General features: G+C 70.6%; 8 protein-coding genes. 7 read left to right on the top strand and 1 reads right to left on the bottom strand.

All coding sequences use genetic code 11. From position 1 onward, the window contains the following. The first annotated feature begins 151 nt into the window (after positions 1-151). The 3 genes from ACZ6SA_RS29890 to ACZ6SA_RS29880 all read left to right on the top strand — a co-directional run bounded on the left by ACZ6SA_RS29890 (position 152) and on the right by ACZ6SA_RS29880 (position 4,469). Positions 152-1,729, top strand: a complete 1,578-nt coding sequence (locus tag ACZ6SA_RS29890; RefSeq protein ID WP_347645397.1) for a sensor histidine kinase — start codon at positions 152-154, stop codon at positions 1,727-1,729. Further along, positions 1,726-2,388, top strand: coding sequence for a response regulator (locus ACZ6SA_RS29885; protein WP_347645395.1), 663 nt, complete (start codon positions 1,726-1,728; stop codon positions 2,386-2,388). The genes ACZ6SA_RS29890 and ACZ6SA_RS29885 overlap by 4 nt, the downstream gene beginning before the upstream one ends. 92 nt (positions 2,389-2,480) lie before the next feature. Further along, positions 2,481-4,469, top strand: a complete 1,989-nt coding sequence (locus ACZ6SA_RS29880; protein ID WP_465831815.1) for a VanW family protein — start codon at positions 2,481-2,483, stop codon at positions 4,467-4,469. A gap of 16 nt (positions 4,470-4,485) precedes the next feature. Here the strand turns inward: ACZ6SA_RS29880 and ACZ6SA_RS29875 are convergent, their stop codons facing one another. Further along, positions 4,486-5,562: a PQQ-dependent sugar dehydrogenase gene (locus ACZ6SA_RS29875; protein ID WP_465831813.1), complete on the bottom strand. Its 1,077-nt coding sequence runs from the start codon at positions 5,560-5,562 to the stop codon at positions 4,486-4,488. A 50-nt stretch (positions 5,563-5,612) separates the two neighbouring features. Between ACZ6SA_RS29875 and ACZ6SA_RS29870 the strand changes: the two genes are divergently transcribed. From ACZ6SA_RS29870 to ilvN, 4 genes are all read left to right on the top strand, one after another. Next, positions 5,613-6,521, top strand: coding sequence for a 2-hydroxyacid dehydrogenase (locus tag ACZ6SA_RS29870; RefSeq protein ID WP_465831811.1), 909 nt, complete (start codon positions 5,613-5,615; stop codon positions 6,519-6,521). 237 nt (positions 6,522-6,758) lie between these two features. Then, positions 6,759-9,386, top strand: a complete 2,628-nt coding sequence (locus tag ACZ6SA_RS29865; protein WP_465831809.1) for a putative bifunctional diguanylate cyclase/phosphodiesterase — start codon at positions 6,759-6,761, stop codon at positions 9,384-9,386. A 205-nt stretch (positions 9,387-9,591) separates the two neighbouring features. Then, positions 9,592-11,331 (top strand): acetolactate synthase large subunit, encoded by a 1,740-nt coding sequence (locus ACZ6SA_RS29860; RefSeq protein WP_347645386.1) that lies wholly within the window; start codon positions 9,592-9,594, stop codon positions 11,329-11,331. Further along, positions 11,324-11,848 carry an acetolactate synthase small subunit gene (gene ilvN, locus ACZ6SA_RS29855; protein ID WP_347645385.1) on the top strand — a complete coding sequence of 175 codons (525 nt, stop codon included), beginning with the start codon at positions 11,324-11,326 and terminating at the stop codon, positions 11,846-11,848. The genes ACZ6SA_RS29860 and ilvN overlap by 8 nt, the downstream gene beginning before the upstream one ends. Positions 11,849-11,866 lie beyond the last annotated feature (18 nt).

Raw genomic sequence — 11,866 nt, 5'->3', positions numbered from 1 at the left:
GGTTTTCACGGTGACAAGACCCGGATCGTGATGCCCCTGCTCTCCGGAGTCGACCCTTTGCGCGGTTGCCGTCATAGTGGTCGTATTGGTCGCGGGTTCCTGCGGCACCCCCCGCGACCTGGCCGTGACCTCGATTTGTTTCCATGTGCCCGTGAGACGGGTTCGTGAGGCCTCACTCGGGACCCAGCTGTTCGCGCTTCAGATGGTGATCGTGCTGCTCGCCGTGGGGGGCACCGGTGGCGTGTGGGCCGAGCACACGCGTGATCAGCTGGCCTCGCTCCACCAGCAACGGGCACTGGCGATCGCGCAGTCGGTGGCCGCGCTTCCGCAGGTCCGGGAGGCGTTCAAGCTGAGCGAGCCGGAGACGGTGTTGCAGCCGCTGGCCATGAGCGTCCAGCAGGAGACCGGCGCCGACTACGTCGTGATCGCCAACACCGACCAGAAACGTTACGCCCATCCCAACGCCTCGCTGATCGGCAAGCAGCTGTCCACCGACGGCAGCACGGTGCTCAGGACGGGCCGGAGCTGGGTCGGCAAGGAGACCGGCACGATCGGCACCACGGTCAGGGGCAAGACGCCCATCCGCGACGAATATGGCGACGTCATCGGCCTGGTCTCGGTCGGCGTGCTGGAGACCACGGTCATCAGCCAGGTCGTCGACGCGCTCCCGCCGCTGATCTGGACGGCGCTCGCCGTGCTGCTGGCCGGCCTCGCGCTGGCCGCGCTGATCACCGCACGGGTGCGCCGGCAGACGTTCGGCCTGGAGCCGCGCGAGATCGCCGCCCTGCTGGAGCAGCGCGAGGGGGTGCTGCACGGCGTCAAGGAGGGCGTGCTGGCGCTCGACCTCGGCGGGCGTGTCACCCTGGTCAACGACGCCGCCCGCGAGCTGCTGGGCGACGTGGGCGCCGACCTGACCGAGATGCCGGTGTCCGAGCGCATGCGCGACGTGCTCGGGGGCGCCGACCCCGGCGAGGACCGCGTCGTGCTGCACGGCGACCGGGTGCTGGTGCTCAACCGCACCCCGGTTTCCGTACGCGGCCACCACCGCGGCTGGGTGGTGACCCTGCGCGACCGCACCCAGCTCATCCACCTGGCCCGCGAGCTCGACGACGCCAGCAGCGCGACCGAGGCGCTGCGGGCGCAGGCACACGAGTTCGCCAACCGTATGCACACCGTCGTCGGGCTGCTGGAGCTGGGCGAGCACGAGGCCGCGATCGGCTTCATCACCCGCACCACCGGCGGCTCGTACGCGGCGGGGCTGCGCGAGCGGGTCCAGGACCCGACCCTGGCCGCGCTGCTGCTGGCCAAGTCCGCGGAGGCGGCCGAGCGGGGCGCCACGCTCGTGTTGTCGGACGACTCCACCGTGCCGGTCGGCCTGCTCGGCGACCCGCAGGACGCGGTGCTGGTGGTGGGCAACCTGGTCGCGAACGCCATCGACGCGCTCGACGGCGCCGAGGGCACGATCGAGGTGTCGGTTCGGGCCGATCACGACGGCCTGCGGGTGCGCGTCGGCGACTCGGGCCCCGGCATCGCTCCCGGCCTGGTGGAGGAGGTCTTCAGGGAGGGCTTCACGACCAAGGCCGCCCAGTCGGGGCCGCGCGGTCTCGGCCTGGCCCTGACCCGGCAGGCGTGCCTGCGCAGAGGAGGCTGGGTGCGGGTGACGGACGCGGGCGGCGCCGTCTTCACCGCCCTCCTTCCGGCCAGGGAGCGGGCGGGGACGGTGTCGTGAACGACATCAGGGTGCTCGTCGTCGACGACGACTTCATGGTCGCGCGGATCCACAGCGGCTACGTGTCCCGCGTGCCGGGGTTCAGCGTCGTCTCCGTCGCCCACAACGGGGCCGGCGCGCTGGCCGCGGCGGCGGAGCAGCGGCCCGACCTCGTGCTGCTCGACATCTACCTGCCCGACATGTCAGGGCTTGAGGTGCTCAAGGCGCTCAACGACGTGGACGTCATCATGATCAGCGCGGCCCGCGACGTGCCGACGGTCAAGGAGGCCATGCGCGGCGGCGCGGTCAACTATCTGATCAAGCCCTTCACCGCCACCGCCCTGACCGAGCGGCTCCAGCAGTACGCCGACACCCGCAGGCGCATCACCGCCATCGGCCCCGAGGCCCGCCAGGACGACGTCGACCGGCTCTTCGGCACGCCCATGACCGCGGCTCCCATGCCGAAAGGCCTGTCGCCGGCCACGTGCGCGCTGGTCGCCGACAGCCTGCGGGAGGCTGGCCGCGACCTGTCGGCGACCGAGGCCGCCCAGCTCACGGGCCTGTCGCGGGTGAGCGCCCGCCGCTATCTCGAACACCTCTGCGCGGCAGGGCAGGCCGAACTCCGGCCGCGTTACGGCACGGCCGGTCGTCCGGAACATCGCTACCGGTGGCTAGGTTGACACACTTCCGTAGTCATTTCCCGTGACATATGCGGATCCGCGTGCCTTACTGTTGCCTGAGACTTGGCTGCGGACCGGGAGGAGATTGAGGCGTGCGAAACGCCGGACCGATCGAGTCACCGACCGACCCGTTCGCCTCGGTGCCACTGCCCACGTCGAGCGTCTCCAAGAAACCGCGGATCGAAGGCCTGCCCCCGGGGGTCTCCCGGGACATCTTCGGACCGCCGGAACGACAGGAGCCCCGGCAGGCCCAAGCCCCGAGCGCCGCGGGCGGTCCCTCGGGCGGAGCGCTGCCCCCAGCACCGCCACCGGCGCAGCCGTGGCCGATGGCGGGCAAGGACTCGGGGTCCGCCCCCGTGTTCGGCCAGGAGAGCCCGCGCGAGCACCCGCACTCCTTCGAGCCCGAGCCGCGCAAACGGCGCCTGCTGCCCGGCCTCCTCACGGTCGTCCTGCTGCTCGCCGTGCTGTCGTACGTCGTGCCCGCCGTGCTCATGTCCGGCAGCGTGCTGCGCGGCACCCGCGTGTCGGGGGTCGACATCGGCGGGCTGACCGTCACCCAGGCGGCCGACAAGCTGCGCACCGACCTCGCCGCCCAGCTGAGCAAGCCGGTCGTGGCCGACATCGGCGGCAAGAAGGACACCATCCAGGCCGACGAGGCCGGGCTTGAGCTCGACGTGGTCGGCACGATCGGCCAGGCGCCCAGCGGCTTTCCCAGCCCGCAGGAGGTGTGGCGCGGCCTGACCGGCACCACCGAGCTCGAACCGAAGATCAACATCGACACCTCCCAGCTCACCAGGACCGTCGAGGGCCTGGCCGAGTCCGTGGACAAGCGCGCGCAGGAGGGCCGGGTGGCCTTCTCCGGGCTGACGCCGAAGGCGCGCCAGCCCCAGGACGGCGTGCTGCTCGACAGGGAGGACGCCGTGAAGAGGATCGGCGACGCCTTCCTGAGGGGCGGCGGCTCCGTCGTGCTCACCCTGAGACCGTCCAAGCCCACCACCACCCCGGAAGCCGTCAGGGCGGCCCTGGCCAAGGCGAGGCAGGCCGTCGCCGCCCCCATCACGCTGACCCTCGACGGCAAGCAGGCGCAGGTCCCGCCCGCCGCGATCGCGGCCAACCTGTCCTTCGCCTCCGACGGCAGCGGCGGGCTCGCGCCGCAGTTCGACGCCAAGGCGGTGCTCACCGACGTGGAGAGCACCCTGGTCTCCGCCGCCCAGCAGCCGCGCGACGCCACGTACGACATCGTGAACGGCAAGCCGGTGCTGGTGCCCGCCCGCACCGGCCGGGGCGTGAACGACAAACTGCTGGCCAGGGACGCCGAGAGGGTGTTCGCCGGGGGCGGAGACCGGACGATCCCCGTGCGGCTGGGCACCGTCGCCCCCGCGGTCGCGACCTCGGAGATCAACAAGCTCGGCATCAAGGAGACCCTCGCCACCTTCACCACGAACTTCGCCTGCTGCCAGCCGCGCGCGAAGAACATCCAGCGCATGGCGGAGGAGCTCGACGGCCACATCGTCAAGCCGGGCGAGACGTTCTCGGTCAACGACGTCGTGGGCGAGCGGACCCTCGAGGACGGATACGTCGAAGCGGCGGAGACCGTCGGCGGGCGCCTGGTCAACATCGTCGGCGGCGGAGTCTCGCAGTTCGCCACGACGATGTACAACGCTGCGTACTTCAGCGGGCTCGAGGACGTCGAGCACAAGCCGATGGACTACTACACCGACCAGTTCCCGCCCGGGCGTGACGTCGTGCTGACCTATCCGGAGTCGGACCTGAAGTGGCGCAACGACTCGGACAACGGCGTGCTGATCAAGACCACGTTCACGCAGACGTCGGTGACGGTGGCGCTCTGGGGCACGAAGCGGTACGACAAGATCGAGGCGATCGAGTCGGAACGGCGGGACTTCACCCAGTTCCGGCGGGAGACCAGCAACGAGCCCGGCTGCCTGGCGACGACGGGCGCCCAGGGGTTCACCATCGACGTCATGCGGGTCTTCCACAAGGACGGCCGGGTGGTCAAGAAGGACGACAAGCTGACCACCAAATACCGTGCTCAGCCCCAGATCACCTGCACCGCGTCCTGACGCCGAACGGGCCTGATCACGAGGTGGGGACCGACAGGATGCGGTCGTCGCCCTCCCGCGGCGAACCCCTGCCGTCCTTGTTGCTGGTGCCCACCCACACGGTGCCGTCAGGGGCGGTGGTGACCGCGCGGAGGCGGCCGTAGCGGTCGGCGAAGTGGGCGACCGGCCGGCCGGCGGCGCCGTCGGCGCCGAGCGGCACCTGCCACAGGCGCTCCCCGCGCAGGGCCCCCACCCACAACGAACCGCCGGCGTACGCCATGCCGGACGGCGAGGCCTCGTCCGTCGACCAGGTGAGGATCGGGTTCACGAACCGCTGGTCATCGCCCCGGCCCTCGACCTCGGGCCAGCCGTAGTTGGCGCCCGGCTCGATCAGGTTGACCTCGTCGTAGGCGTTGGCGCCGAACTCGGAGGCGTACAGGCGGTCCGAGTCGTCCCAGGCCAGGCCCTGGACGTTGCGGTGGCCGTAGCTGTAGACGAGCGTGCCGAACGGGTTGCCGGGCGCGGGTGCGCCGTCCACGGTCATGCGCAGGATCTTGCCCGCGAGGGAGTCGCGCTGCTGGGCGAGGTCGCGGTCGCCGGTCTCGCCGGTGGAGGCGTACAGGTGGCCGTCGGGGCCGAACGCCAGCCTGCCGCCGTTGTGGATGCCGCCCTTGGGGATGCCCTGGACGATCACCCGGCGGTCGCTGAGCGCGTCGCCGGTCAGCCGGTAGCGGACGATCCGGTTGTCCTCCGCGGCGGTGTAGTAGAGGAAGACGTGCTGGTCCTTGACCGCGACCCCCATCAGGCCGCCCTCGCCGTCCGGCGTCACGCCCTCGATCGTGCCGAGTTCGCTCACCTTGCCGTCCTCGGTGACCCGCAGCAGCCGGGCGGTGTCGCGCTCGGTGACCAGGGCGTCGCCGTCGGGCAGGAACGCGATCGCCCACGGCACGGCCAGCCCGGTCGCCACGTCCGCAGGGGTGCCGGCGGCCGGACCCGTGGCCGTCACGGCGGCCGTCGGGAGCACATCGCCGCCGGCGCCGGAGCAGCCGGCGAGCCCGCTCAGGAGGACGGTCAGCGGCACGGTCAGCGACAGGAGCGCGCGGTGTCTCCTCATGGGCTTCCTCATGTGTTCCATACTTCCCCCGGAGTCGTAAGGTTCTCCGCATGAAGACCTGGGTTCCCTCCGATTCGGCGGCTGATGCTCTTTCCGACCTGTCCGGGGTCGAATTCGCCGTGTACAACAGCACCTTCTCGATGCCGGAAGGCGTCGAGGAGGTGGAGGTCTGGATCCCGCCGCTGGTCACCGTGCCCGACGTGCGGGGGACGATCGCGCGGATGAGCTCGTTGCGGCTCGTGCAGACCGTGACCGCGGGGGTGGAGCCGTACCGCCCGCACATCCCCGAGGGCGTGACGCTGTGCAACGCGCGCGGCGTGCACGACGCGGGCACCGCGGAGTGGGCGGTCGGGGCGATGGTGGCGGTGGTGCGTGAGTTTCCCGGGTTCGTGGACGCGCAGCGCAGGGGAGAGTGGACCTACCACCACACCGGCGTCCTCGCCGACTCCACCGTGTTGATCGTCGGCTACGGCTCCATCGGTGCGGCGCTGGAGCGGCGGCTCGCCGGGTTCGAGGTCGAGGTCGTACGCGTGGCCAGGACCGCCCGCGACGGCGTGCACGGCATGGCCGACCTGCCCGCGCTGCTGCCGGCGGCGGACGTCGTCGTGCTCCTCGTGCCCGCCACGCCCGACACGGCCGGCATGGTGGACGCCGCGTTCCTGGCCCGCATGAAGGACGGCGCCGTGCTCGTCAACGCCGCCCGGGGCGGGATCGTCGACACCGACGCCCTGGTCGCCGAGCTGAAGACCGGCAGGCTGCGTGCCGCGCTGGACGTGACGGCGCCGGAGCCGCTGCCGGAGGGACATCCCCTCTGGAGCGCTCCGGGCGTGCTGATCACCCCGCACGTCGCGGGCAGCACCCCCGCGTCCGAGCGGCGCGTGCTCCGCCTCATCCGGGCCCAGTTGGAGCGTTATCTCGCAGGTGAGCAGCTGATCAATGTCATAACCGACACGTACTGAGAGGATCCCGGAACGTGGCTGGTCCGTGACCTTCGGTGCGTAGCGTTACGTTTGCAGGGAGTTCCTGACTCACTGTCAAGGTGCTATTGGCAGCAATCGGTCCGTGTGGTTATCAGATCGGTGACGACATCGGCGTTGTCACCACCCGCGCACCCACAACCGCACACACTGGCGAAGTGGTCCGCCGGGCTTCGGCGGGTCATGGGCACAGAGGACGAGACGGGATGGGCAACGACTGTGATCCGCTGGCGTGATCCACGGGTGCCGCTGACCGCGGCGGCGGCGGTCGGCGCGGTGGCGTTCGCCGCCGCGCTACTCGCGGGCGGTCAGCCCTTGCTCACCGGCGCGGTCGCGGGAGGGCTCGCGGCGCTGGCCGCCGCCACCACCCTGCTGATCGCCTCGGTGAAGTCGGCCGCGCATCGCCCCATGGCGATGGGCGCGCGCTGGATGGGCGGCGGCGCCGTCATCTGGGCCGCCGGTGTGGCGCTGCGTCCCTTCGCCGAGAGCTTCGTGGTCAGCTTCGCCGACATGTTCGTGCTGCTCGGCGCCGGTGTCACGGCCGGTGGCGCGCTGATCGCCGCCGACCGCAAGTTCCCGGCGCGAGCCGTTTTACGGCAGGTCACCGATGCTTACCTGTGCGCCGCCTCGCTCTTCCTGATCGGCTGGGTGGTGGCGCTGCGCCACGTCTACGCCAACGCGGCCGACCCCGCCGCCTTCACGTTCGTGATGTTGCCACCGATGATCGCGCTGCTGGTCACGTTCGCCGTCATCCCGTCCGTGCTCACCAGCAAGGCCACCTCATGGCTGCTCGGGCTGGCCGGCGTCGGCGTGCTCGCCACCATGACCGTGGCGGGCCTGGCGGTCGCGGTGGCGCGGCTCGACGGAGGCGACGCGCCGCTCTGGAGCGTCATGCTCGCGCCGGTCGCGTTCCTGCTCCTGGCCGCCGTCCCGTGGGGTCCGCCCGGCAGGCAGGCGGGCGGGCCCGCCGTGGCCGGCGTGATCGGCGTGGTGCCGCTGGCGATGGTCGCGATCGCGGCCTGCACGCTGCTCGCGCACCTGGCGGGAGGGCCGAAAGGGCCGGTGGTCACCGGCGTCGTGGTGGTCGCGGTCTCCGTCGTGCTGCTCCTGCTCGTGCGCCTGTTCGTGGTGTCGGCGACCAACCTGCGCCTGCGCGGTCTGGTCAAGCTCGGCGAGCGGCAGCTCAGGGAGCTGGCGGAGAGCACCGGCGACGTGGTGTTCCTGTGCGACTACGAGGGCGTGGTGCGCGAGATCGGCGCCGGGGTCGAGGCCACCTACGGCTACCGCCCCGACCAGCTGGTGGGCGGGTCGATCTTCGACTACATCCACCCGGAGGACGTGCCCGGCATCCAGGTCGCGATGCGGGCCATGCACCTCGACGAGGAGGGCGCCTCGCCGGGCGCCTGCCTGATCGCGTGCCGGGTGCGGGCCGCCGACGGCACCTGGCGCCCCACCGAGTCGGTGGCCACCCGCCACGTCCGCGGCGACGAGCTGATGCTGGTGACCACCAGAGACGTCAGCGACGAGGAGGCCCTGCGCAACCAGGTCGCCCACCTGACCTTCCACGACGGCATCACCGGGCTGCCCAACCGCGCCTACTTCGAGGAGCGCACCCGTGAGGTGCTCTCCGGCCGCACGCCGGGCACCGGAGGGGCCAACACCGCGGTCATCTTCCTCGACCTCGACGGGTTCACCTCGGTCAACGACTCCGTCGGCCACGCCAGCGGCGACTACCTCCTCGGCCAGGCGGCCAGGCGGCTGCGCGGCGCCGTCCGGGCCGACGACACGCTGGCCAGGTGGGGCGGAGACGAGTTCGCGGTGCTGGTGGAGACGGGCGGTGAGGCGCAGCTCGCGGTCGACCTGGCCGAGCGGCTCGTCCGCGCGGTCTCGCAGGAGCCGTTCCGCGTCGCCGACCGCGACGTGGCCCTGACCGCCAGCGTGGGCGTGGCCTTCACCGAGGACGACATGCCCGCGGGCGACCTCATCCGCAACGCCGACGTCGCCATGGCACGCGCCAAGGAGCTCGGCGGGCGGCGGGTCGAGGTGTTCGCCGCGCAGATGCACGCCGACGTCGTGCGCCGCCTGGAGCTGGCCGCCGACCTGCAGCGGGCCCTGATCGACCAGCAGTTCGCGATCGAGTACCAGCCGGTGGTCGACCTCGCCACGTCGCGGGTGACCGCGGTCGAGGCACTGGTGCGGTGGTGGCGCGGGTCGGTGTTCGTGCCCCCCGAGCAGTTCCTCGGCCCGGCCGAGGACACCGGGCTGATCGTGCCGCTGGGCGAGTGGATCCTGCGCGAGGCGTGCCGCGAGGTGGCCGCCTGGCGGGCCGAGTCCTGGGACATCGGCCTGTCGCTCAACCTGTCGGCCCGCCAGATCACCGCGCCCCGGTTCGTCGAGACCGTGGAGGAGGCGCTGGCCGAGAGCGGGCTGCCCGCCTCCGCGCTCACCCTCGAGGTGATCGAGGAGATGCTGGTCGAAGACGCCGAGGAGACCATCAAGCGGCTGTCCGAGCTGCGCGCGCTCGGCGTGCGCCTGGCCATCGACGACTTCGGCACCGGCTACGCCTCGCTGGCGTTCCTGCGGCAACTCCCGGTCGACATGATCAAGATCGACCCGTCGTTCGTGTCGGGCCTCGGCAAGGACGACACGCTGTCGCTGCTCACGCGCACGATCGTGCGGCTCGGCCACGACCTCGGGCTCATCGTGGTGGCCGAGGGCATCGAGCGTCCCGAGCAGCTGGAGCTGCTCAAGCAGATGGGTTGCACGCGGGGGCAGGGCTTCCTGGTGGCCAGGCCCATGGCGGCCCGCGGGGTCGACTCCCTGATGCGGACGAGTCTCACCGTTTGAGACATGTGTCCACCAAGTTGACACTGGGGCGTTCGGAGCGGCTATCGTGTAAGCCATGCTTCGCAGTGAGATTCTCGTAGTACTTCGCCGGCGCGCAGGCCGATAGCGAAGCACGACGACCTGCGCGCCGCCCCAGGCCCACCTCCATGGTGGGACGGGGCCTTTTTTATGTCCTTAAGCGAGTAGCCACGCAAGGAACGAGCCGATGACCGAACGCATGACAGGTGCGCAGTCCCTGGTGAGGGCGCTGGAGCACATGGACGTCGACACAGTGTTCGGGATCCCAGGCGGCGCCATTCTGCCGGCCTACGATCCTCTCTACGACTCGACCAAGGTCCGGCACGTCCTCGTACGCCACGAGCAGGGCGCGGGCCACGCCGCCGAGGGCTACGCGCAGGCGACGGGCCGGGTCGGGGTGTGCATGGCGACCAGCGGCCCCGGCGCCACCAACCTGGTGACCCCGATCGCCGACGCGTACATGGACTCCGTGCCGATCGTGGCGATCACCGGTCAGGTGGCGAGCGGATCCATCGGCACCGACGCCTTCCAGGAAGCCGACATTTCTGGCATTACCATGCCGATCACGAAGCACAACTTCCTGATCACCGATCCCGCGGACATCCCGCGTACGATCATGGAGGCCTTCCACATCGCCTCGACCGGCCGTCCGGGGCCCGTGCTCGTCGACATCTCGAAGGACGCGCTGCAGGCGGAGACCACCTTCTCCTGGCCGCCGGTCATGCAACTGCCCGGCTACCGCCCCGTGACCAGGCCCCACTCCAAGCAGATCCGCGAGGCCGCCAAGCTGATCGCCGAGGCCAGGCGCCCGGTCCTGTACGTCGGCGGCGGCGTGCACAAGGCGGGCGCGTCCGCCGAGCTGCTGGAGCTGGCCGAGCTGACCGGCATCCCGGTCGTCACCACCCTGATGGCCAGGGGCACCTTCCCCGACAGCCACCCCCAGCACATGGGGATGCCGGGGATGCACGGCAGCGTCTCGGCCGTCGGCGCGCTGCAGCAGTCCGACCTGATCGTCGGCCTGGGCGTGCGCTTCGACGACCGGGTGACCGGCCAGCTGTCGTCGTTCGCGCCGCGCGCGAAGATCGTGCACGCCGACATCGACCCGGCGGAGATCTCGAAGAACCGCCACGCCGACGTCCCGATCGTGGGCGACTGCAAGGAGGTCATCAGCGACCTCGTCAGCACGATCCAGGCCTCGGGCGAGCGCGGCGACTACACCGACTGGTGGACGGCGCTCAACGGCTACAAAGCGACCTACCCGCTGGGCTACGACACGTGGGAGGACGGCTCGCTGGCGCCCCAGTACGTGATGGAGCGGCTGGGCGCCATCGCCGGCCCCGAGGCTTACTACGTGGCAGGCGTGGGGCAGCACCAGATGTGGGCCTCGCAGTTCATCGGCTACGAGAAGCCCGGCACGTTCATCAACTCCGGCGGGCTGGGCACCATGGGCTTCGCCGTGCCGGCCGCGATGGGCGCGAAGATGGGCCGCCCCGACGCCACGGTGTGGGCCATCGACGGCGACGGTTGCTTCCAGATGACCAACCAGGAACTCGCCACCTGCGCCATCGAGGGCGTGCCGGTCAAGATCGCCGTCATCAACAACGGTAACCTCGGCATGGTCCGCCAGTGGCAGACGCTCTTCTACGACGAGCGTTACTCCAACACCAACCTGCAGACGACGCGCCGCATCCCGGATTTCGTCAAGCTGGCCGAGGCCTATGGTTGTGTGGGCCTGCGTTGCGAGCGTCCAGAAGACGTCGACGCGACGATCGAGAAGGCCATGGAGATCAACGACGTTCCCGTCGTGGTCGACTTCGTCGTCCACCAGGACGCCATGGTCTGGCCCATGGTCGCGGCGGGCACCAGCAACGACGACATCAAGATCGCCCGTGACATGGCGCCGAAGTGGGAGAACGAGGATGACTAGACACACGCTCTCCGTGCTTGTCGAGAACAAGCCGGGCGTGCTCGCGCGGGTGTCGGCGCTGTTCAGCCGCCGGGGGTTCAACATCGACTCGCTGGCGGTCGGCCCGACCGAGCACGACGACATCTCGCGGATGACGATCGTGGTCAGCGTCGAGGAGCTGCCTCTCGAGCAGGTCACCAAGCAGCTCAACAAGCTGGTGAACGTGCTCAAGATCGTCGAGCTCGACACGTCGCAGTCCGTGCAGCGCGAGCTGATGCTGATCAAGGTGCGGGCCGACGCCGACAGCCGCTCCCACGTGCTGGAGCTCGTCCAGCTCTTCCGGGCCCGCTGCATCGACGTGGCGGCCGACGCCGTGACCATCGAGGTCACCGGCACCACCGACAAGCTCGAGGCGTTCGTGAAGGTCCTCGAGCCGTTCGGCATCAAAGAACTCGTACAGTCGGGCATGGTGGCCATCGGCCGCGGCGCCCGTTCCATCACCGACCGGTCCCTCAGGGCACTGGACCGTACCGCCTGAAAGGTTTTGAGCAAGTGA

The organism is Nonomuraea sp. NPDC049378 (genome assembly GCF_055586745.1).
The sequence above is the reverse complement of the archived record's forward strand: the minus strand, read 5'-3'. Positions and strand labels throughout refer to the sequence as shown.

Coding starts and splice junctions, on each gene's coding strand:
- ACZ6SA_RS29875 (WP_465831813.1), bottom strand. CDS start 5,562: ATGAGGAGACACCGCGCGCTCCTGTCGCTGACCGTGCCGCTGACCGTC.
- ACZ6SA_RS29870 (WP_465831811.1), top strand. CDS start 5,613: ATGAAGACCTGGGTTCCCTCCGATTCGGCGGCTGATGCTCTTTCCGAC.
- ACZ6SA_RS29860 (WP_347645386.1), top strand. CDS start 9,592: ATGACCGAACGCATGACAGGTGCGCAGTCCCTGGTGAGGGCGCTGGAG.
- ilvN (WP_347645385.1), top strand. CDS start 11,324: ATGACTAGACACACGCTCTCCGTGCTTGTCGAGAACAAGCCGGGCGTG.